The organism is Georgfuchsia toluolica (assembly GCF_907163265.1).
Lineage (GTDB): Bacteria > Pseudomonadota > Gammaproteobacteria > Burkholderiales > Rhodocyclaceae > Georgfuchsia > Georgfuchsia toluolica.
In genome coordinates this window covers 818,670-839,882 of the sequence record NZ_CAJQUM010000001.1, presented here as the reverse complement: position 1 = coordinate 839,882, position 21,213 = coordinate 818,670, and the positions used below count along the sequence as shown (strand labels likewise).

General features: G+C 58.9%; 19 protein-coding genes. 12 read left to right on the top strand and 7 right to left on the bottom strand.

Annotation, left to right across the window (positions count from 1 at the left end; all coding sequences use genetic code 11):
• Positions 1-81 precede the first annotated feature (81 nt).
• Positions 82-2,136: a heparinase II/III family protein gene (locus K5E80_RS03910; protein ID WP_220634929.1), complete on the bottom strand. Its 2,055-nt coding sequence runs from the start codon at positions 2,134-2,136 to the stop codon at positions 82-84.
• 523 nt (positions 2,137-2,659) lie between these two features.
• Between K5E80_RS03910 and K5E80_RS03905 the strand changes: the two genes are divergently transcribed.
• The 12 genes from K5E80_RS03905 (at position 2,660) to K5E80_RS03850 (ending at position 13,385) form a co-directional block, all read left to right on the top strand.
• A complete protein-coding gene (locus tag K5E80_RS03905) occupies positions 2,660-2,869 on the top strand; it encodes a Flp family type IVb pilin (protein ID WP_220634928.1) in 210 nt (69 codons plus the stop codon).
• A 408-nt stretch (positions 2,870-3,277) separates the two neighbouring features.
• Positions 3,278-3,868 carry an A24 family peptidase gene (locus K5E80_RS03900; protein ID WP_220634927.1) on the top strand — a complete coding sequence of 197 codons (591 nt, stop codon included), beginning with the start codon at positions 3,278-3,280 and terminating at the stop codon, positions 3,866-3,868.
• Between the two features lie 14 nt (positions 3,869-3,882).
• Positions 3,883-4,728, top strand: coding sequence for a Flp pilus assembly protein CpaB (gene cpaB, locus K5E80_RS03895; protein ID WP_220634926.1), 846 nt, complete (start codon positions 3,883-3,885; stop codon positions 4,726-4,728).
• Between the two features lie 57 nt (positions 4,729-4,785).
• Positions 4,786-6,309: a type II and III secretion system protein family protein gene (locus K5E80_RS03890; RefSeq protein WP_220634925.1), complete on the top strand. Its 1,524-nt coding sequence runs from the start codon at positions 4,786-4,788 to the stop codon at positions 6,307-6,309.
• Between the two features lie 12 nt (positions 6,310-6,321).
• On the top strand, positions 6,322-6,603 hold the full coding sequence (locus K5E80_RS03885; protein WP_220634924.1) for a hypothetical protein: 282 nt from the start codon (positions 6,322-6,324) through the stop codon (positions 6,601-6,603).
• A gap of 70 nt (positions 6,604-6,673) precedes the next feature.
• Positions 6,674-7,951 carry a pilus assembly protein TadG-related protein gene (locus K5E80_RS03880; RefSeq protein ID WP_220634923.1) on the top strand — a complete coding sequence of 426 codons (1,278 nt, stop codon included), beginning with the start codon at positions 6,674-6,676 and terminating at the stop codon, positions 7,949-7,951.
• 9 nt (positions 7,952-7,960) lie between these two features.
• On the top strand, positions 7,961-8,407 hold the full coding sequence (locus K5E80_RS03875) for a TadE/TadG family type IV pilus assembly protein (protein WP_220634922.1): 447 nt from the start codon (positions 7,961-7,963) through the stop codon (positions 8,405-8,407).
• Positions 8,404-8,838, top strand: coding sequence for a TadE family protein (locus tag K5E80_RS03870; protein ID WP_220634921.1), 435 nt, complete (start codon positions 8,404-8,406; stop codon positions 8,836-8,838). Before K5E80_RS03875 ends, K5E80_RS03870 begins: the two co-directional genes overlap by 4 nt.
• 20 nt (positions 8,839-8,858) lie before the next feature.
• Positions 8,859-10,016, top strand: coding sequence for a CpaE/TadZ family protein (locus K5E80_RS03865; RefSeq protein ID WP_220634920.1), 1,158 nt, complete (start codon positions 8,859-8,861; stop codon positions 10,014-10,016).
• A 31-nt stretch (positions 10,017-10,047) separates the two neighbouring features.
• Entirely contained in the window at positions 10,048-11,436 is a 1,389-nt protein-coding gene (locus tag K5E80_RS03860) for a TadA family conjugal transfer-associated ATPase (RefSeq protein WP_246590858.1), read from the top strand.
• 13 nt (positions 11,437-11,449) lie between these two features.
• The gene (locus K5E80_RS03855) at positions 11,450-12,439 is read left to right on the top strand and encodes a type II secretion system F family protein (protein WP_246590857.1); all 990 of its coding nucleotides are present in this window, start codon (positions 11,450-11,452) and stop codon (positions 12,437-12,439) included.
• A gap of 31 nt (positions 12,440-12,470) precedes the next feature.
• Positions 12,471-13,385, top strand: coding sequence for a type II secretion system F family protein (locus K5E80_RS03850; RefSeq protein ID WP_220634919.1), 915 nt, complete (start codon positions 12,471-12,473; stop codon positions 13,383-13,385).
• A 195-nt stretch (positions 13,386-13,580) separates the two neighbouring features.
• Here K5E80_RS03850 and K5E80_RS03845 read toward each other — a convergent pair whose 3' ends face one another.
• From K5E80_RS03845 to epsG, 6 genes are all read right to left on the bottom strand, one after another.
• Positions 13,581-14,723: a glycosyltransferase family 4 protein gene (locus tag K5E80_RS03845; RefSeq protein ID WP_220634918.1), complete on the bottom strand. Its 1,143-nt coding sequence runs from the start codon at positions 14,721-14,723 to the stop codon at positions 13,581-13,583.
• A gap of 46 nt (positions 14,724-14,769) precedes the next feature.
• Entirely contained in the window at positions 14,770-16,050 is a 1,281-nt protein-coding gene (locus K5E80_RS03840; RefSeq protein ID WP_220637217.1) for a nucleotide sugar dehydrogenase, read from the bottom strand.
• Between the two features lie 92 nt (positions 16,051-16,142).
• A complete protein-coding gene (locus K5E80_RS03835) occupies positions 16,143-17,207 on the bottom strand; it encodes an SDR family oxidoreductase (protein ID WP_220634917.1) in 1,065 nt (354 codons plus the stop codon).
• A gap of 8 nt (positions 17,208-17,215) precedes the next feature.
• Positions 17,216-18,724 carry a lipopolysaccharide biosynthesis protein gene (locus K5E80_RS03830; protein ID WP_220634916.1) on the bottom strand — a complete coding sequence of 503 codons (1,509 nt, stop codon included), beginning with the start codon at positions 18,722-18,724 and terminating at the stop codon, positions 17,216-17,218.
• Positions 18,721-20,217, bottom strand: coding sequence for an O-antigen ligase family protein (locus K5E80_RS03825; RefSeq protein ID WP_220634915.1), 1,497 nt, complete (start codon positions 20,215-20,217; stop codon positions 18,721-18,723). Before K5E80_RS03825 ends, K5E80_RS03830 begins: the two co-directional genes overlap by 4 nt.
• A 96-nt stretch (positions 20,218-20,313) precedes the next feature.
• Positions 20,314-21,207 (bottom strand): chain length determinant protein tyrosine kinase EpsG, encoded by an 894-nt coding sequence (gene epsG / locus K5E80_RS03820; protein WP_220634914.1) that lies wholly within the window; start codon positions 21,205-21,207, stop codon positions 20,314-20,316.
• Positions 21,208-21,213 lie beyond the last annotated feature (6 nt).

Here is a 21,213-nt window from a genome sequence, read left to right as displayed (position 1 = left end):
CGTGTCATGCATCGACTACAGGATGGGTTCATCGCGTGATGCGGGATTGATCCGCTCCAGTGATCCGCTAGTCCAATAGGATCAGCAGATGATTTCGCTGCGCAGGACGGTGGTGCCGGTCAGGCGCGCCATCCATCGTAACGTAGGCGCCGGCTGCTTGACATCGAAACGGTGCGAAACCCAGCCACCGATCGGGGCGACGCTGCCGCGGCGGAGCTGAATGGTTGCGCCCTGCGCCTGAGGCAGCTTCAGCAGTATCGACAGGTCCCCCTGCCTTAGGGCATAGTTGTCGCCGACGGCAAGGAGGCGACAACGTTCGCTGCAATGGAAGAAAAGTTCGATGTCATGCGTTCCCGCCATGCGCAGGATATCCTCGATGACGATACGTCTTCCCGTCTTATCGAGAGTGATGCGCCTGGAGTGCATTACCGGATCCGCCAGCCGCATGTAGCCGTCATGCCAGCCCTCGAATACATCCTGATACGCGGAGCTGCGCCACAAGCGACAGCCGGCCTTGGCCTTGGTCAGCCACATGAAGTTGCCGCCTGGTTCGGACTGGTCGCAGCCATCGACGCGCACCGTGTTGTGGGCGGCTGTGCCGCGAAAGTAGGCGCGCCAAAGCCCTTGGGTATGGTAGGCATAGGTGCCCGGATCGATCAGGAATTCCAGGCCCCCAACCGACAAGGTGAACGCCAGGGCGTCGGCATGGCCGTGGGCGGCGATGCTTTGGTAACCCAGCGGTCCGGCGTCGGCGATCAGGCGGATCTCGTTCTTGCCTTCGAAGTCGCGACCGAGGATGTAGTAACCGCCATCAGGGAAAGTGCGGCGCACCGGTAACCTGTCATGCGCCACTGGCAGGGAGCGGAAAACCGCTGCCGCGTCCGCACCGAGCAGCCAGCGCGTCTTGTCGTCCAGGGTGCTGGCCTTGGTCTTCAACTCGCTGCGTCCGAACAAAACCGCGCCGGTGGCGAGCAGCGAACGGTAGCGACAAAATTTTTCGTCATGGGCCAGGTTGGCGACCACCCCGTCGTCGGCATCGCCGATCATGGGAACATTGCCGCCGACGTCCATGATCGAGGCGAGGTACTCAAGCATCGCTTCGATCCGCGATCTGTAGGTCGTCGAGAAATTCACCCCGTTGGCGCGTCCCGCCAGCAGCGGCAACAACAGCAGATCGAGTTCGAATTGCTGGTAGTACACCGCCTGCTCGCGATTGACGCCGTCGGGGGCATTCTGCAACCGGGCTTCCTGCTCCAGCATCGTTTGCGCCGTAGTACGCCACGTCTGCGCATGCGGCCAATAGGGCCATGTCACGGCGGCAATGAAAAGTCCCGCCGCCTCGCCAATCAGATGGTTGTTGGCCGATGAATACAGCGAGAAGTGTTCGCGCACGAATTGCACATGCCGGTGGATCGACCCCAGCCAGCTCAAGCGGAACCTTTCGCCGACAATGCCCTGGAACAGCGGCGAATCGATGCCGCCGATGAGTTGCCAGGCCAGCGACCAATTGATGAGCCGCAGTGCCGCTTCCAGCGCGCTCGACCAGTTGGGACCCAGGCCGGGAGGACAGGCGGCGAACCAGCTTTCCAGGTGCCGCTCAATGACATTCAAGTAGCGCGCCTCGCCGCTCAGGGCAAAGGCCTGCGCCAGGGTGACCAGATGCAAATGACGATTGGGTTCCCACAGGTACTTGATGTCGCCGACAAGCTGCGGATCACGGTAATCAAGCAGCATGCCGAAGGAAAGCGGCGCCTCGACGCCGGTTTTGGGGTCACGATTCCAGCGCGGCGGCGAACCCAGATCGATGCCCTTCAGTGCGAATACGTCGAACTTCCCCAGCACCAGGCGTTCGGCTGCGGCCAGGTAAGGCGCCACGCTGACATCCTGCGCAACGTGAATCCATGTCGTCGGCGCGCAGCTCAGATCCGGTGCAGGCACCTGTCTTGCCAATGGCAGGAGCAGGCGTTCGGCCTGGATTCTTGCCAGATCTCCAAGACGGTGGCCGATCTCGGCCGCCGTCATGCAGCGCAGGCGATTGAAGCGCCACCGCAATGTCCCCATCCTGTCAGGGGCAGGGAGATGCGAGGCCGCTTGCCAGTCAGTCTCGCTTGCGCCGATGGCATCAGGCATGCGCATGCTGGCCGCCCCGGTTCAGCATTGGCCACAGCGGCTTTTCGTGATTCTCTAGTTCGGTCAAGATGGCTTCCTCAGGTGACATAGAAAGCCATGTTGGGGGTCGGCGATGAACCGATGACGAACCGGTATGGCCCGATCGGACCATGGTTTGTCGACTCGAGGCACCAGGGAGGGTAATGGGTTGTAATCGAATGCCGTGCCTGTACATGAAAAGTAAAAATACGGCGGCTGGCTCTGTCCATCATGGGTTGCGCGAGATCGTCTTGATAGCGTCATTATGCCGTTTCGGATACCACTCCCCATGACTTGATGCGCTCCGGGAGTGCATTTCCCGCAAGGGGCAGCCTGGTCACGGGGACTGGTCCGATCGGACTATGCCCAGTCTGCTATTCCCTTTGAGTTGCATACGTAATGTGTCCTCCAAGCCAATGCCCAATAAATATGGATACTCCGCGGTGGGTCAACGGCTGGGATGTATTACGTGGTTTTTACTTTTCTACTTTATTCATTAAGGAGCAACCAAATGAACAAGCTAATCCATGCAACCAAGAATGGTGTCGTCAATTTCATGCGTGACGAAGAAGGCGCGCAAGTCGTGGAATACGCGCTGATCATCGCCGTGGTGTCCATTGCACTCGTGATCGCTCTTTCCCAGATCGCGGCTGGCAGTGGCCCATTCTCGGATTTCATCACCCGCGTTACGGACTGCCTGACCACGTCGACCTGCGTCTAATTGCCCAGTCTGTTAGTGACGAAGGGAAGGGGCTACAACCCCCTTCCCTTTTTCATGCGCGGCGCTGTCCGAACCTGCACACTGGATGCTGCTGGGGGGCGCAATCTCATGGCATTTATCGCCAAGCCCAGGCGCGGCTGGCCAGCCTTGGGCGGATTCTCATTCCGAATCCCCCGCAAGAGGTGACCAGTCCGAAGTTATATTACCCAATATGAATGACTTGGCCGTGCGCGAGGTGCCTGGTCACGATGACTAGTCCAATCGGACTATGCCGAAACCGCTAGTCCAATCGAACTACATACGTAACTTGCATTCCAGGCCCATGCCGCATCAATGCAAATCCGCTGCGACGGGCCAAGTCGTAACCGCAGCAACCAATGTTTGCACCGATAAGGAAATGAGAGCGCGATGTCTGACTCGGAATTCTCGGCAGTGCTTGACTTGCTCGCCATGCTGTTTTTCAGCTGGCGCATCTGCATTCTTGCATTCCTGCTTACTGCCGCAGCCGTCTACGATTACCGGTTCCAGCGCATCCCCAACTGGCTGGTGCTATCCGGCGCACTGTTCGGTGTGATTTACAACACCGTACTGCCACCGTCTCCTCACGACACTATCCTTTTCCCGCTGACCGGCCTCGGGCTGGGCCTGCTGCTGTTCCTTCCGCTTTATCTCATCCATGCCATGGGCGCCGGCGATGTGAAGCTGCTCGCCATGGTCGGGGCAATCCTGGGGCCCGGGGATACATTCCGCGCCGCACTGGCCACCATGATCGTCGGTGGCGTGCTGGCCATCCTGTTCGTCCTGGTGCGGGGCAAGGCGTTGCGGATGTTGCAAAACCTGGTTTCGCTCTTTCAGCTCGGCTTTCTCAGCGTTGCACGAGGTTCGAAACCTGATCTGCAAATTGAAGCAGGCATGTCGGCGGGCAGACTGCCTTACGGAGTTCCCATTGCGCTGGGCACTATCGGTTACCTGGTATTGCGCCAGCTGGGCTTTTTATAGGAAGGGGTATCACCATGAAGAATGCAAGAGCAATAGGGATGCTGATTGTTTCCATCGTCCTGGGTTTGACGGCTACGGCATTGGCCGTCGGTTGGGTTTCGCAGAAGGGCATCACCTCCAACAAGGTCGTGGTGGCGGCAATGGATATCGAGTTGGGCAGCAAACTCAATCCACAAATGCTCAGCACGGTGGATTGGCCGAGTGGTTCATCGCCACAGGGCACGTTTGCCGATCTCAAGGACCTGCAGGACCGCGTTGTGAAAACCTCCATCCAGCGCGGCGAGGCGATTCTCAGCGCCAAGCTGGCCCCGCTCGGAACGCAAGGCGGCCTCTCGGCGGTTATTGCCGATGGCAAGCGGGCCATGACGGTGCGCGTCAACGATGTGGTCGGTGTCGCCGGCTTCGCACTACCCGGCAACTACGTCGATGTAATGGTCAACGCGCAGCTGGACAAGGAAGGCCGAACAGGAGAAGGCAAGCAGATCAGCAAGACCGTGCTGGAACATGTCCTGGTGTTGGCGGTTGCGCAGGAGGCGGGACGTGACGATACCAAACCGAAGGTGGTCAATGCCGTCACGCTGGAACTCACCCTGGAAGATGCGGAAAGGCTTGACCTGGCGCGCAACGTCGGCACCTTGTCCCTGGTGCTGCGCAATCAGGTGGACAAGCTGCCGGTCACGACCGCTGGTGTCACCAAGAAACAACTGTTCGGCGACAACGAAGAACCCATCGCCAAGGTGGCAGATCGCAAGCCGGTCGTCAAGGTAGTGCAGCGCAGACCCATGTCGGTGGCCTATACGCCAACCAGAGCCTGCGTCGAGGTGATCCAGAACAACACGCGTGCGCTTAATTGTTTCTAGGCAACCATAATTTCCAGCCACAACACGTTTCGATAATCTCCGAGGGAGGTAAAAAAAGTGAATAAGAACGACCTTGTCAGCGCAATACTTGCCACGCTGGTTTGCACCAGCTCATCATTCGCGGCGGCAAAAAGGATCGACAATCCGCCACCTCCGCCAACCGCAGCGCTGAAACACTGCACTTCGGTCACGGTCGATGATGCCACCCATGTCGTGCTCGGCAAATCCACCGTGGTCAAGCTCAGTACTCCGGTCATCCGCATGGTGGTCGGTGGCCAGTCATCCGGCAGGGCGGGCAAGCCCGTTGAAGCCGCCGAGGACAAGAACGCACCGCCCGGCCAGCGCCCGGCAACGCGAAATCCTGACGGCATCGCCGACGTGGAGATGATGTTGCTGAGTCCGACAGAACTGTACTTCCTCGGCAAGCGGGCCGGTTCGATGAACGTGGTATTACAGAGTGCCGACGGCCGCTGTCTGGTCAAGGACGTGATCGTCACCATCGACCCGGGCACGCTGCAAGCCAAGCTGTCCGAATTGATGCCGGAAGAAACCGGCGTCAGGGTGAGGGGGGCGGAAAACGCACTGGTGCTGATCGGCAAAGTCAGCAACGCGGCCAAACTCGATGACATTATGAGCCTGGCAACCTCCTACGGCGATGGCAAGAGGGTGGTCAACCTGCTGCGCACCGGGAATCCGCAACAGGTAATGCTGGAAGTGAAAATTGCCGAAGTCAGCAAGACCTTGCTCGACAAACTGGGAGCAAGTGTCGCTTATAGCACTCGGTCAAGTGGTGGAACCACCTATTCTCTACTGTCCAGCTTCCTCAGCGAAGGCGGCGGCTTGATCGAGGCGCTAAAAGCCGGCAAGTTCAAAGTAAATATCGACGGTCAAAAAGATGATGGTCTGGTGCGGATACTGGCGGAACCGAATATCATGGCGATCAGTGGTCAGCAGGCCAGCTTCCTGTCGGGCGGCAAAATCTTCATTCCGGTGTCACAATCCGGCAGCACCGGTTTTGGTAGTGTCCCCACGATTACGTTGGAAGAAAAAGAGTTCGGCATCGGCGTGAAGTTCACGCCGACCGTGCTGGACGGTTCCCGAGTCAATCTGAAGATGGTGTCCGAAGTTTCGGATCTGTCGGAAGTCGGCTCGCCGTTCGCTACGGTAAATGGCGTCACATCGGTACTGCCGTCATTTACCGTGCGTCGGGCCGATACTACCGTGCAGCTCAACGATGGGCAGAGTTTCGTCGTTGCCGGTTTGATCAAGAACAACGCCGCCGAAACCATCAAGCGCTTTCCCGGCCTGGGTGAGATACCGATCATTGGTGCGCTGTTCCGTAGTTCCGAGTTCAAGAAGGATCAAACGGAATTGATGTTTGTAATCACGCCGCGTCTGGTCAAACCGCTGCCGGAAGCACCCACATTGCCGACGGATAACCATGTTGAACCCAGCCGTAGTGATGTTTACTTCAAGGGCAGTCTGGAAGGCTCCACGCCGCCGCCAGCGCCGGCTCCAGCTGCCCCTGCCCCCCCAGTTTCAGTCCCAGCCCCTGAAGCTCCCGCAGCTGAAATCAAGTAAAAGGAAAAGATCATGCACAAGCTTGCAATCGCAATGCTGTTCGGCCTGCTGGTCGGCTGCTCGACCACGCCCAACTACGACATGAAGTTTGGTGATGCCGTGCGCGAAGCCAAACTCAAGATGACCATCAACCCGGACGCGAGCCACAATCCCGACCAGGTGGCGGGTATGGACGGCAAGTCGGCCCGAGAAACGATGATTCTTTACCAAGAGAGTTTCAAGGTACCACCGCCTGCAGCCAACATCGTCAATATCGGTGGCGGCATCATGAGCGGTGGAGGTGGCGGGAATTAGTCCCCAATGCCGCTAACGTTGAACAGCCTGAATACGATCCGTTCCATACCTTTCCATGGGGGCTGCCATCATGCGCTATGCCGATCACCAGCAGGGAGCCATCATCCTGACCGTTGCCTTTGTCTTGTTGTTTCTGTTGGGCTTCATGGCCATCGCCTTGGACTTCGGCCATATGTTTGTCGTCAAGGATGAGTTGCAAACTTCCATGGATGCTTGCGCATTGTCCGCTGCCCAGGAGCTGGATGGCGCCGGCGATGCAATAACGCGAGCAACCAATGCAGGAATTACCGCAGGCAATTTGAACAACGTGAATTTCCAATCGGGGACCTGGAGTGGCAAAGGCAAGATAGTCGCGGCGGATATCACTTTCAAGGATCCCTTCTATGGTGTCACGACAGTACCGGCACTTGCCCGATATGCACAATGCCAGCACACGCAATCCGGCATACAGATGTGGCTGTTTCAAGCCATGGGAGCCTTTGCCGGCAGCGCTGATGCTGCCTATTCAAGTACCAAAGGTGTGGGGGCTTTGGCTGTGGCTACCCGGTCCAGCGCTCAAACAACTTGTCCAGTTCCGTTAGGACTCAAGCCTAAAGATGGTGGCACGGCACCAAACTACGGATATCAACCCGGCGAATGGGTCACCCTGATTATGGGCACGCCCACTTCAGGTTATATAGGTTGGTACAACCTGGATGGCAGCACCAACGCAAGCGAAACCAGGACCGAATTGGGCGAACCGGGCCGCTGTGGAACCAGGGTTGCGGACACACTAGGAACCCCGGGGGTGGAGGCAACCGTAGTGCCAGTCTGGAATGCCAGATTCGGTATTTACAAAAACGCTGATCCAGGCCCCAGCGTCAATCACCCCGACTATTCCGGGTATGCCTACACGTCAACGAACTGGAAGAATGCGGTGCCACAAAACGCCTACGCGGGAATCCCCGCAGCTGGTTCGGATGCCACTGCGCTGAACTTCAAAACCAAACGGCTGGCGTTCGCCTCATACGCCGACACCTTGGGCGGTAGCAATGTTGGCGCGGGGGATTCAATCACCGGCTTTGAATTGAAGACGGGCGGCGGCTTTAAAACATTGGCCACGCCGGGCGCAGGCGGGGAGCATGAGCAGTTTGGCTACAGCAGAAGGATTGTCGCAGTGCCCGTGATCAACGGCGCGAATCAGGTGATCGACTATGCCTGCATGCTGATGCTCCAGCCTTTGTCGATCCCCATGGTGGATGTGCAATTGGAATTCGTGGGCAACGCTGGAGCCGAGAGCAGCCCTTGCACGACCAACGGATATGCCGGAGGCACGGCTGGTCCAAAGGTTCCGGTCCTGGTTCAGTAGGAGAACAATATGCAAACCAGACAGAGGGGTACGGCAATCGTGGAGTTCGCTTTAGTGCTCCCGCTGCTGCTGTTGCTGACCATGATAACCACGGAGTTCGGTCGAGCGATCTATCAGTACAACACCATCGTAAAGTCAGTGCGCCAGGCGACTCGCTATCTGTCGCTACAGACGCCAACCACCAAGACTACCGAGGCACAGAACCTGGTGAAGTTTGGCAACCTTACCGGCACTCCGTCAGTCCCCCTGGTTCTAGGCATTGACGGCACCACGGTGTCCATTACACCAACCTGGCAGTTACAGGGATCGGACCCGGTGATCAATACGGTGACGATTACCGTGAGCGGCTACAAGTTTCGCCCCCTATTCGCCAGTGTTTTCGGGGTGACATTCAGCGATGGGAATGGCGATATTTCGTTCGGTAACATCAGTGCAACCATGCGGTGTTCGTCATGAACAAGAAACAATCAGGCGCCACCATGGTTGAGTTCGCACTCGTGCTCATTGTCTTTCTGATGTTCTTGCTGGGCATCACGGACTTCGCGCGCATGCTGTACACATGGGGCGCGGCCAACGAGGCATCGCGCAATGGAGCCCGGTTCGCGGCAATTTGCGATGACACCAACAACAAGGCCAAAGTGCTGGCGAGAATGCAAGGCATCCTGCCGCAGATTGGTGACATCAACCTGGAGTGGAACCCGGCGAACTGTACGCCGGCCACGTGCGAAGGGGTAACCGTCACAATCACCAGCCTGAACTATCAGTGGATATCCCCTATCGCCGGCAGCGCTGCTCTCGCTGCCATACCAATGCCGACTTTTTCCACCTTTCAGCCCCGGGAAATAATGAAACAAGACCCGATGGCGGCACCTTCCGCTTGCAGTTAGTCCTTGACCTGGAGCCAAAAATGAAAATTTCCATTATTTCACCGAGCCCGCAATCACTGGGGGAGATTAGCCGCGTACTTGACGGCGGTGATCCCTCCCGCTTCATCACGCGCCATGAGGGGGGGCTCAGCAAGCTGCGCACGCTGGCGGAGCAGGAACGACCGGATGTGATCATCGTGGAAGGGTTGTGTCATGACGCTAGCGAACTCGCCCCGATCGAGTTCGTTACGACCAGCTATCCGCAGATGATTATCATCATGCTCTGCTCGCAGCAGACCCCCGACTTTCTGATCAATGCCATGCGAGTGGGAGTGCGGGAGGTGTTGCCGTCACCGGCCAGCAAGGACGCATTGGAAGCGGCGGTCAAACGCGCAGAATCGAAGTTGGGGTTGCGGGGTGCACAGCGCAACGCACGCATTCTGGCCTTTATGTCCTGCAAGGGTGGCAGCGGCGCCACATTCATGGCCGCCAATCTCGGCTACCAACTGGGCGAGGAAGGCAAGCGGGTTTTACTGATCGATCTCAACCTGCAATTCGGCGAGGCGCTGCTCACTGTGCATGATCGCAAAGCCACCAGCAATATCGCCGAAGTGGCACGCAATTTATCCCGCCTGGACGCCTCATTCCTGGCGGCTTCTACGGTACCGGTCACGGCCAACTTTGCCATCCTTGCCGCGCCCGATGATCCGGCCCAGTCGCTGGAAGTCAAGCCGGAGCATCTGGAGGCCATCCTGAACCTGGCGGTCAATCAATACGACTTCGTCATTCTGGATGTCGACAAGAACCTGGACGATCTGGCGATCAAGGCTTTGGACCGCGCCCACACCATTTATCTGGTGATGCAGACACTGTTGCCGTTCATTCGCAATGCCAGTCGGATGATGGGTGTGTTCCGCTCCCTCGGTTATCAGCAGGACAAGGTGGAACTGCTGGTCAACCGCTTCGCGAAGAATGGGGAAATCGGTCTGGGCGACATTCGTGCCACCTTGGGCATCAACAAGATGCGTATCGTACCCAATGGTTACAAGGAGGTTGTCAAAGGCATCAATCAAGGTTTGCCGTTGGCAATGGTGTCGAAGTCGAGCCTGGTGTACAAGGCCATTGCCGAATTGGCGGAATCTCTGCTGCCAAGGAGTAATGATGTACACGACAGTTTGTTTGACCGGTTGCGGAAATAGCAGGAAGTCAATTTGAAAGAGAGGCTGCATCATGAGCATGCGAGATATCAGAGATCGGCTGATAGGCAAAACAGTTGAAGAAAATCCAGCGGTGGTGGAGGCAGTGGAAGCGCCTGCGCTGCAAGCCTCCGTTTCACCGGCAGTCGAAGCTTACCTGAAGCTGAAGAGCAAGCTGCACGTGCAGATTCTGGATAAGGTGGACTTGACTTCACTGGAATCCATGTCGGAACTTCGACTACGCCAGGAAATCGCCACCCTGGTCGATTTGATGCTTAGCGAACACCCGGAACAAATCAACGATCTGGAACGGCGTACGCTCGTGCGCGATATCCAGAACGAAATGCTCGGACTCGGTCCGCTGGAACTATTGATGGCCGATCCGGCCGTTTCCGACATCCTGGTCAATAGCTACAACAAGATTTATGTCGAGCGCCGCGGCCGACTCGAACTCACCAAGGTTGCCTTCACCGATGACAGCCACCTGATGCGTATCATCGACAAGATCGTTTCACGCGTGGGTCGACGCATCGACGAGTCGAGTCCCATGGTCGATGCACGCTTGCCGGATGGTTCGCGGGTCAACGCGATCATTCCGCCGATCGCGCTGGATGGGCCGATGCTGTCGATTAGGCGCTTCGCAGCGATTCCGCTCAAAATGACCGACCTGGTCAATGGCTACAAATCGCTGACACCCGATATGGCTGTGATGTTGGAGGCTTTGGCCAAGTCGAAAATCAACATACTTATTTCAGGTGGCACGGGATCGGGCAAGACCACGCTGCTCAATATTCTGTCCGGATACATTCCGGAAAGTGAACGTATCGTCACCATTGAAGACGCGGCGGAATTGCAACTGCAACAGGCACATGTCATCAGACTGGAAACGCGTCCGCCGAACATCGAAGGCAAGGGTGAAGTCACCCAGCGGGCTTTGGTGCGCAATGCCCTGCGGATGCGGCCGGACCGGATTGTGATCGGAGAAGTGCGCGGTGCAGAAGCGGTGGACATGATGCAAGCCATGAATACCGGCCATGAAGGTTCGATGACCACCATCCACGCCAACAACGCGCGTGATGCCATTTCGCGCCTGGAGAACATGGTTGGCATGGCCGGGTTCGAACTGCCGCATAAGGTAGCGCGGCAGCAGATCGCTGCTGCCATCACGGTCATCGTGCAAGGAAACCGGCTGACCGATGGTCAGCGCAAGATCACCAGCATTCAGGAGATTACCGGCATGGAAGGTGAAATCGTCACCATGCAGGAAATCTTTGCTTTCCGGCAGACGGGCGTTAAGCCGAGCGGCAAAGTCATCGGACACTTCGAGGCGACCGGTATCCGACCCAAATTCGCCGACCGGTTACACAATTTCGGCATTGACTTGCCGGATTCGATGTTTGACCCAACCCAACGTTACGAATGAGAGTGAGGGGAACATGAACAACCTGATGAGCTACAGCTTTTTCCCCGCCTTCAGCATTATGGCGTTCGTCGCTGTGGTGCTTTTGATCGAAGGCCTGTACATGATGTGGAATTCGTACAGGGGCCCCGAAGCTACGAAAATCGAACAGCGTCTGCGCGCCCTGTCGGCAAGTTCCGACAGCACTGAGCGGGCTTCTGTGCTGAAAAATCGGATGCTGAGCGGGGTGCCGGCAATAGAACGATCGCTGCTCTTTATTCCGCGCATCCACCATCTGGATCGCTTCATTCTGCAGTCCGGGTTGGATTGGACGGTGGCCAGGCTGCTGTCGCTGTCGCTGCTATTTGGGGTAGTTGTCTATGTGATGCTTTCCTTTGCCAGACTACTGCCATTTCTTCAGTCGGGTGTGGCACTTGCTGCCGCGTTTCTGCCTTTCGCTTACGTGCAATGGAAGCGCGGCAGACGGTTGCGAGTGCTGGAACAGCAATTGCCCGATGCCCTGGACTTGATCGGTCGGGCTTTGCGTGCCGGACACGCTTTGCCTTCCGGCTTGAAAATGGTCGGAGAAGAAATGGTGGACCCCATCGCCACGGAGTTCCGAATCACGCATGACGAAATAAATTTCGGCATTTCGATGCAACAAGCCTTGACCAATCTCAGCGAACGGGTGCCGATCACGGATTTGCGTTATTTCGTGGTTGCGGTATTGATTCAGCGTGAGGCGGGCGGGAATCTGACCGAGGTGCTGGGTAACTTGAGCAACCTGATCCGCAATCGGCTCAAGTTTTACGCCAGGGTCAAGGTGATGACGACCGAGGGACGCATGTCGGCATGGATATTGGGAGCACTGCCATTTGCCTTGGCCGCCCTTTTCAATTTAGTCAATCACGACTTCATCAGCAAATTGTGGACAGATCCCATCGGAATCAAGATCACCAATGTCATGTTATCCATAATGGCGATAGGTGCTTTCTGGTTGTACAAGCTCATCAAAATTCGCGTGTGAATGCCAATACGAACAGGAAAGGAGACACAAAATGTGGATCTATGCGGCAATAATTTTCCTTCTGGTGACCTTGACGAGTCTATCGTTGTTCGCCTGGTTGATCCCCGATAGATCGGAGCGGCGTCTGCAGGAACTCGTACAACCCGCGAACAAGTCCAATTGGGTGAAGAAGGCAGTCGCATTTGCGGGTCCGCTGGCCAGACTGTCGAGCCCGGAAGGCAAATGGGAAAGCTCGCCACTTCGGATCAGGTTCATCAACGCGGGCATTCGCAGCGCTAACGCCCCCATCATCTTTTATGCCGCCAAGACCGTGCTGCCATTCGTTTTTGCCGGCGTGGGTTACCTGGGGTTGGAACTCGCCAGTGTGAGTCTCTCGAGCAACACCTTGATTCTGGTACTGCTGATCATGGCGATGGTGGGTCTTTACCTACCCAACGTCGCTCTCAACCACGCCATCAATGCGCGCCGGCGGGATATCTTCGACAACTTCCCCGATGCCGCTGACCTGATCCTGGTCTGTGTGGAAGCGGGGCTGGGCCTGGATGCAGCATTGGTTCGAGTAGCCGATGAAATGAAAATCAAAAGCGGCGCGCTAACCGAGGAAATCCATCTGACCAACCTGGAAATTCGTGCCGGCAGCACGCGCAATCAGGCGCTGAAAAATCTTAGCCTGCGCACCGGCGTGGAAGAAATCAGTGTCTTCGCATCGATGTTGTCGCAAGCGGACAAATTTGGCACCAGTATCGGAGAATCACTGCGGGTATTCTCCGATGACTTGCGCCACAAGCGGCAGATCCGCGCCGAAGAACTGGCCGCCAAGCTGCCTACCAAGATGCTGTTTCCGATGGTACTGTGCATCTTTCCGGCAATCAGCATGGTTATCCTTGGACCGGCTGCTGTGCAAGTTATTCGGGTAATTATGCCAATGTTGGGTGGGCAGCACTGAGCAGCAAGCCGTCGCTGCAGTGTCAGCCACAAACCGCCTGAGTCAGGGAAACACTGGATTTAGTCTTCCATGCAAAAAGAGGGATTCAGCAGGTATTTGAAAACCTGGACTCCTGCTTTCGGGAAATGACCGAAAGGAATGCCCGCAGGATGACGAGTGTATTTCCATATGTTCCGTCAGGAATGCAGAGCTACACTAGCTTGCGCCGGATTTCGATTTGCCGATCAAGCCGGTCCTCCGTAGGGTGCAGGCTTCCGAATAGAGCCGGGCGAACTCTTCGGCCAGCCGTTCGATCGAATAGCCGCCGGCAATTCGCCGCCGGCAGGCGGTACTCATGTCCGCCAGGAGAGCGCGATTGCCGGCCAGCTGGATAATCGCCCGACCCACTGCCGCTGCGTCGCGCGGCGGCACGAACAGCCCGTGCACGCCGTCGGCCATGACATCCGGAACGCCGCCGACCGGCGTGATGATGGCGGGCACGCCGGCTGCCATGCTTTCGAGCAGCGTATAAGGCAGGCCTTCGGAATAGCTCGGGAAAACCAGGACATCCGCATTGCTGTAAAGCGCCAGCTTGTCGGCATTGAATACCGGGCCGACAAAGCGCACGGCATCGGCCAGTCCGCTATGCTCAACGCATTCCTGCAGCGGCGTCTGGTCGGGACCGCTGCCGGCAATGACCAGGCTGGCAGCGACGCCTTGCGCGCGGACCTGGGCCAGGCCCTGCAGCGCTTCGAAGAGACCCTTGGCGCGCACCAGGCGCCCGACATAGATCATGCGCAGGGGCGCCGACGGTGCGGCTGGCGCGCGCACCAGTTCGACGTAGGGTGCCAGGTCGATGCCGTTCGGCAACGCGACGATCACCTGTTTCGGTACGAACTCGCGGTAGGCCGCGAACGCGGCCTGGGTCAGCACGACGACAACATCCGGCAGCACCAGCGTGGCGCGCAGCAGCGCTGCGAACAGGCGATTGTCACCCGTAAATAGCCTCGGCAAGACGCCGCCATGCACCTGGTACACGACGCGTGCGCCGCACAGCTTCGCCACCAGCAGGTAGGCGAGGTCGCGCCAATAGGCACGCCGATTGATGGAGGTATTGAGGTGCACGATGGTCACGCCGTCCGCCAGAATGCGCGCCGCCAGCGCGAATGGGCTGACCAGCAGGCGCAGCAGCCGGGCCGCGGCGCTTTCGTCGCGGCCTTCGCTGCCGACCTGGAAATGGATCAACTCGAAATCACGCGCCAGGCTGGAACCGAACAGCAGGTTGAGATGGGTGCTGACGCCGCTGACGGCGGCCCGGCTCGGGCCGAGCAACATGACTACGGGACCCTTGGGGCTCATGACGCGTTTACAAAGACATGGCTGTCGCAGTGATCTGGCGTGGATGCTAAAGCCTCCATACATGGACGCCTTCCTGACAGAATGGCGCCGGTTCCACCACCGACTTGACGTCGATCAGGCAACCGTGATGCACGATCTTTGTCATCAGGTCCGCCGCGGACAGGTCGAGGAAGGAGCTGTGCGAGACCGCGAGGATCAAGGCATCGGCCGCCGGCAACCTTTCCCAGGAACAGAGGCGGATGCCGTATTCGCGCAAGGCCGCGTCAGGGTCCGCCTTCGGATCGTGGACGAATATCTCGACGCCGAACTCCCCCAGTTCGCGAATGATGTCGACGACCTTCGAGTTGCGAATGTCGGCGCAATTTTCCTTGAACGTCAGGCCCAGCACATTGACGCGTGCGCCCTTGATGTTGCGGCCGGCATGGATCATCTGCTGCACGGTCTTGCGCGCGACGAACGCGCCCATGCCGTCGTTGATGCGGCGCCCGGCCAGGATGACCTCGGGATGATAGCCGGACAGTTCCGCCTTGTAAGTCAGGTAGAAGGGATCGACCCCGATGCAATGGCCGCCGACCAGGCCCGGAGTGAAGTGGAGGAAATTCCACTTGGTGCCGGCTGCGCGCAGAACTTCCATGGTATCGATGCCGAGCCGGTCGAAGATGATGGCCAGTTCGTTGACCAGGGCGATGTTGAGGTCGCGCTGCGTATTCTCGATCACCTTGGCGGCCTCGGCGACCCGGATCGAGGGGGCGCGGTAGACGCCCGCTGTTACGACGGAAGCATACAATTCCGCCACTTTCTCCAGGGTGGCGGCATCATCGCCGGATACCACTTTCCTGATGCGCGTGAACGTATGCTCCTCGTTGCCGGGATCGATGCGCTCGGGCGAATAGGCGACATGGAAATCGCTGTGCCAGCGCATGCCGGAATATTTCTCGAGGATGGGGACGCACACCTCCTCGGTCGCCCCCGGATAGACGGTCGATTCGTAGATCACGGTCGCGCCCGGCTTCAGATTTCGGCCTACCGTCTCGCTCGCCAATTCGAGCGGGGTGAAATCCGGCTGGTGCGCGGCATCGACCGGCGTGGGGACTGCGACGATGACGAAATCGGCGCGGGACAAGTGGGTCGGGTCGGCGCTGATATGCAGATGTTCTGCCTGCGCCAGTTCCTCGGACGATACTTCTCCGCTGCGGTCGATTCGATGGGCAAGGCTATCGACCTTTGCCGCCGACATGTCATAACCCACTGTCGGCTGGTTCCTGCCGAAGGCCACTGCGACCGGCAGGCCAACATAGCCGAGACCGACTACGCCAACCGTCGCCAACCGCACGCTGGCCGCGGCATCGGATTTTTCCGGCAATGCCAGGTCTGTTTCTTCAGGTACAAATCTCACGATCATCTCCTTCAGTTACGAATTCAATTCAGTGCCGCGGCCTCGGCGACGGGGGGCGAGGACGCCAGTGCCGAGACATACCAGTCCACCGCCCAGTTCAACCCTTCGCGCACTTCCCAAACCGGCCGGTAGCCGAGCAGGGCCTTCGCCTTGCCGATATCAGCTTGGGAGATGTGCATGTCCCCGGGGCGAAAGTCGCGATAGACGGGATGCCTTGCCATCACCTCCGGAAATGTCGGCGCCAGCAGTACCCGTATCATTCGGAACAATTCGTCGAGTGTCATCTGCGCGCCGACCGCCACGTTGTAGACCTGGTTGATGGCGGCAGCGTCGGTCGTCATGGCGGCCAGCAGATTGGCCTGTACCACGTTCTCGACATAGCAGAAATCCCGCGCCGTGGTGCCGTCACCGTTGATGTAGGCGGGCTGCTCGTGTATCAGCGCAGCTATCCACTTGGGAATCACTGCGGCATAGTCGCCGTTCGGATCCTGGCGCGGTCCGAATACATTGAAGTAGCGCAGGCCGATTGCCTGCGTGCCGTAACAGCGCGCAAATACGTCGGCATACAACTCGTCGACGTACTTGGTAAGCGCGTAGGGCGAGAGCGGCTTGCCGATCTCGGATTCGACGAAGGGAATCTGTTTGGTATCGCCGTAGGTCGAACTGGATGCAGCGTAGACAAAGCGGCCTACCTTGGCGTCACGCGCGGCCATCAGCATATTGACGAAGCCGTCGATATTGGTGCTGTTGGTCGCGACCGGATCCTCGATCGAACGCGGCACGCTGCCTATCGCCGCCTCGTGCAGCACCACGTCGACGCCGAGGCAGGCGGCGCGACAGGTCTCGAGCGTGCGAATATCGCCTTTGATCAAATGCAGGTTCTTGCTGCGTTTCGTACCGGCTGCTTTTAATGCCTCGACGATATTCTCGCGTTTACCGGTAGAAAAGTTGTCCAGGGCGATGACGGTCTGGTCCAGTTTCAGCAGAGTTTCAAGCAAATTCGAGCCGATGAATCCAGCTGCCCCGGTCACCAGCCATGTCCGCGGCTTGTTCCTGATGCTGTCGAGTATTTTTTCGTAGTTGCTCATGATGGTCTTCACTCCTTGTCTGAAATGGTGTTTTGTGTGATGGCTGCGAGCAGCGGCCAACGCGCCGCGTGCCAGTTGGACAGCATCCATAGCGCGCCATATACGATTGCCATGATCATGCCGCCGGCGATCAGGCGCAGCGATATGCGAGCGACGCCGAAATAGCCGCCCGTGATGGCCCAGGCCAGCGTGCCGGCCAGTGCCGAGATCAGCAGCAGCCGCCCCAGTATTTGCCAGTCCTGCAGATGCCGCAGCGGGATGCCGGTAGTCGAGGCAATGCGCCGCAGCGTCCGAAACCGGTCGGCATACAGCGCCGCGGTGCTGCCGAGAGCCGCTCCCGCAAGGCCGAACTGCTGCGCTCCGATCCAGGAAACCGCGACGGAAAACAGCAGCAGCGCCAAGTTCAGCCGCATCGAGAAGACGCCTTCGCGCAGCAGCAGCATGATGCTGGAAAGCTCGACGACGAAGACCACCAAACTGATGGCATAGATGCGCATGACGGGGGCTGCCGCCACATACGCCTGGGTATAGATGAGGGTGATGATCTCCTCGGCGAAGACGAAGGAGAAGACCAACAGTGGATAGACCAGCGTCGCGACCATCACATTAGCCTTGTTGTTGAGCTCGACCATGCCGGCCAGGTCGCCCGTCGACTGCAGGCGGCTCATGCTCGGCAGGAAAATGGGACTGATCGAGAGGCGGAACAGCGTCACCATCGGCCCGAGCACCCCGGCTATCGAAAAGGCGGCAAAGTTCCCCAGTGCGAACAGGCTTGCCGCGATCCATTGGTCGGCCTGGCCGCGCAGGCTGTATATAGCGGCGGAAAGGCCGAGGGGAACGGCATGGCGGAACTGATCGAGAAAGACCGGACGTTTGAACCAGGGGCCGGCAAGTCCGTGGCACTTGGCTACATAGACAAGAAGCAGCAGGAACTTCAGCAACATCAGCGCCAGCAGCAGCCAGAGCACCATGCGCAGATCGCCCGTGAGCCAGGCCGCTCCGCCCAGGGCCAGCGTGCGCAGCAGCGTCAATGCAATCGTCATGCCGGCCTGCCAATTAACCCGCTCCTCTATCATCGGCAACATGTCGAGCAATAAAGTCACCGTAGACAGCACTACCAACACCGGCAGCAGTGCGCCGTACTCGGTCAGGGAGTGCATGTTCGACGGCAGCAGAGGATTCCATGGGCCGATGGCGAGGCTGCCGAGCAGACCAGCGCAGAGCAGGTAGAGCAAAGTCATGTGCACATGAAGCCGCTTTGTCGCCGCGTCCGCGCGCGGCAAAAAGAAATTGAGCACGTGCGGCATGTTCAGTGGCACCAGCATCGCCACCGTCATGATTGCCAGCCATAACAGGCGATATTGCCCGAAAGCCTCTGGCGCCAGGAAGCGCACCAGCACCACCGGCAGCAGGAAATGCATCGCGAGGTCGAATGCATTGGCGGCACCGATCAAGAGCGCACGCCGCTTCAGTAAATTGTGGAGCGCTGCCGCAGAACCTATGTTTGTGGTGCTCATCGCAATGCGCGTTGCTGCCCGTACATCATTCCGATCGCCAGCCACAGGAAGACCTGCTCGATACATGGCGTCAGGCTGCTGCCGAAGAAACCGTCCACCAGAAAACTTACCAGGCCCGCTGCGGCGCCCGCGTAGAACCCGCGCAGCAGCGGGTTTATGGCCGGATCGACGCTCAGGCGGCGAAATCCCTTCCAGACATGGACGAGATAGGCGCAGAGCAGAATCAGGCCGAGCAGTCCCATGTCCAGCACGGCGTTGAGGTAGGCGTTATGGGCATGACCCGCGTTTTGTATGATGCCGGTGCGCGCCGCCTCGGACCATGCTATCGATGACAGCCCAGTGCCAAAAATCGGGCTGTGCCAGAGTTCCCTCAGCAGCGGCAGCCATATGTCATCTACACGGCCGGCGCTGATGATATTGATGTCGCTGCCCCAGCCGTAGCCGATGCGATCGTAGACCGCTCCCGGGATCAGTACGGCCAGTACGATCAGCAGCAAGCCGCCCAGCAGCAGCGTCGAGACCTGGCGGCGCGACTGCAGAAACAAGCCATTGACGACGGCGAAGGCGAGAAAGGCACCGCGGGAGAAGGTCAGCATCAGGGCCAGTGTCGCCAGGCCCATCGATGCGATCAACAGCAGCCTCAGGCCAGAGTCCTTCGTCGCGGCGCAGGTATAGAGCAGCAAGGCATAGGCGACGGCATAAAGGCGCCCCATCTCATTGGTATGGAGACCCAGAGGTGACAAGAACATGCGCGCATGGGTGCTCGCCAGTTCTGCGAGGCTTGCACCGGAAAATAAAGTGAAACAGATGGTCACCAGGCACATCACCCAGATCGACACCAGCATCGGGGCAATAAAAAGCTCCGGCCGCCGCGAGCGGTCGACAGCCGCCGCGACCAGCAAGGCGAACAGCACGAGGTACAGGGGCTTGAGCACGATCCTGAGCAGGTAGTAGCTCACACTGTCGTAGACCAGCGGTTGGACGGCGAGATACGAGGGCGCAACGTCGTTCAGATGCTGCGATCCGAGCACCCCCGCGAGGACGAAGGGCACCACATAGAGCCAGACCAGCGGTTTTGTCCCAAATCCGCCGCGGCCGTCGCTGGCACGTGCATGCAGTAGCCAGGAAACCAGCGTAGCGAGCAGCAGCAGAGTCTCCTGGTTGAGGCCGATGATGCCGCCGACCTGGTGGGGCAGCAGGGTACTCGCCGAAAGCGGCATCAACACAATCAGGCTCACCACGCCGATGCGGAAATCGATCATGACGAAAGCGCAGGCCAGCAACGCCAGGCACAGCACTAACGCATCCAGTCCGGCAAAAACGATCAGGCCGCCCATTAGCGTCGCGGCGACCAGCGGCAGGACCACCATCGCAGCAAACTGGGGAGGCACGTTGCCGGGCTGGCCGCCGACCAGGCGGAACAATCGCCCCCCTCCTGCGGACCACGCCGGTCCCGATGGTCGTTTCGCATCAACGGTCGCTTGGAATCTCATTTCATGGGCCTTTGCATGACGTTGAGGTACCGCCCTGCTGCCTGCTGCGCCGACCTGACAGGTCGGCGGTGCCGGGGCGGCGGTGGAGCGGCGGGATCAAAAGCTGTTGAATACGGTGCCGACGACGTATGCGCCACAGTCGCCCAGATCGCGGATGACATGGTTCGTGTCGTCCAGGCGCGTGTGGTCCTTGCGGGCGAGCACGACGGCGCTGCCAGCCCGGAAACCCACTGTTTTTGCATCGGAGTAGCGCAGCGCCGGCGGCGTGTCGATGAGGATGATGTCGAACTCGGTCAGATACTCTTTCAGCAAGGCAGGCAGTCCGGGGCGCGAAAGCAATTCCAGCGGGTTGGGCGGTGGGGCGCCGGCCGGCAACAGCCACAGGTTGTGGAATCCGGGCGTGGCCACGGCGTCTGCAGGCGCCGTGCGACCGGCCAGCACGGTCGACAGGCCGATGCGGTCGGCGACATTGAAGATGCGGTGCTGGCGCGGGTTGCGCATATCTGCGTCGATCAGCAGCGTGCGCTCGCCGAGTTGCGAGAAGAGGATGGCGAGATTGGCGGCGACGTAACTGCGGCCTTCGCCGCTGCTCGGACTGACAACGGCCAGCACCTGCTGCTCGATGGTCGGCTTCCTGAACCAGCGGATCAGCAATTGCGTGCGCAAGGCGCGCAACTCTTCGGTGCAGCGATGGTACGGCTGATACGCCGTTACCAGTTCGTGGCTGAAGCTGTCGCGGCCCGGCATGCGCAGCGGCAACCCGTACTGTCTGTACAGCGCGTCGATAAGGTCGTCTTCGTTGATCAGCTGCAGTCGCCGGGCGGCTTCACCGAAGCGCCAGCCTTCCCGCTGCTGTAGTTCCATGACGCGGTCGGCATCGGCCGTGCTGAGCTTGCCCGCCGTAACCAGCAAGCTGCCGATGTTGTTGGGGTGAGCCATGGCGCTGCGGGCCAGGCCTTCAAGATGCAGGATTTTGTCAGTGGTATTCATGATGAT

What these genes read in the sequence shown, in the direction of transcription:
- K5E80_RS03910 (WP_220634929.1), bottom strand. Translation starts at nt 2,136, where the DNA reads ATGCGCATGCCTGATGCCATCGGCGCAAGCGAGACTGACTGGCAAGCG.
- K5E80_RS03905 (WP_220634928.1), top strand. Translation starts at nt 2,660, where the DNA reads ATGAACAAGCTAATCCATGCAACCAAGAATGGTGTCGTCAATTTCATG.
- K5E80_RS03900 (WP_220634927.1), top strand. Translation starts at nt 3,278, where the DNA reads ATGTCTGACTCGGAATTCTCGGCAGTGCTTGACTTGCTCGCCATGCTG.
- cpaB (WP_220634926.1), top strand. Translation starts at nt 3,883, where the DNA reads ATGAAGAATGCAAGAGCAATAGGGATGCTGATTGTTTCCATCGTCCTG.
- K5E80_RS03885 (WP_220634924.1), top strand. Translation starts at nt 6,322, where the DNA reads ATGCACAAGCTTGCAATCGCAATGCTGTTCGGCCTGCTGGTCGGCTGC.
- K5E80_RS03880 (WP_220634923.1), top strand. Translation starts at nt 6,674, where the DNA reads ATGCGCTATGCCGATCACCAGCAGGGAGCCATCATCCTGACCGTTGCC.
- K5E80_RS03875 (WP_220634922.1), top strand. Translation starts at nt 7,961, where the DNA reads ATGCAAACCAGACAGAGGGGTACGGCAATCGTGGAGTTCGCTTTAGTG.
- K5E80_RS03870 (WP_220634921.1), top strand. Translation starts at nt 8,404, where the DNA reads ATGAACAAGAAACAATCAGGCGCCACCATGGTTGAGTTCGCACTCGTG.
- K5E80_RS03865 (WP_220634920.1), top strand. Translation starts at nt 8,859, where the DNA reads ATGAAAATTTCCATTATTTCACCGAGCCCGCAATCACTGGGGGAGATT.
- K5E80_RS03860 (WP_246590858.1), top strand. Translation starts at nt 10,048, where the DNA reads ATGAGCATGCGAGATATCAGAGATCGGCTGATAGGCAAAACAGTTGAA.
- K5E80_RS03855 (WP_246590857.1), top strand. Translation starts at nt 11,450, where the DNA reads ATGAACAACCTGATGAGCTACAGCTTTTTCCCCGCCTTCAGCATTATG.
- K5E80_RS03850 (WP_220634919.1), top strand. Translation starts at nt 12,471, where the DNA reads ATGTGGATCTATGCGGCAATAATTTTCCTTCTGGTGACCTTGACGAGT.
- K5E80_RS03845 (WP_220634918.1), bottom strand. Translation starts at nt 14,723, where the DNA reads ATGAGCCCCAAGGGTCCCGTAGTCATGTTGCTCGGCCCGAGCCGGGCC.
- K5E80_RS03835 (WP_220634917.1), bottom strand. Translation starts at nt 17,207, where the DNA reads ATGAGCAACTACGAAAAAATACTCGACAGCATCAGGAACAAGCCGCGG.
- K5E80_RS03830 (WP_220634916.1), bottom strand. Translation starts at nt 18,724, where the DNA reads ATGAGCACCACAAACATAGGTTCTGCGGCAGCGCTCCACAATTTACTG.
- K5E80_RS03825 (WP_220634915.1), bottom strand. Translation starts at nt 20,217, where the DNA reads ATGAGATTCCAAGCGACCGTTGATGCGAAACGACCATCGGGACCGGCG.
- epsG (WP_220634914.1), bottom strand. Translation starts at nt 21,207, where the DNA reads ATGAATACCACTGACAAAATCCTGCATCTTGAAGGCCTGGCCCGCAGC.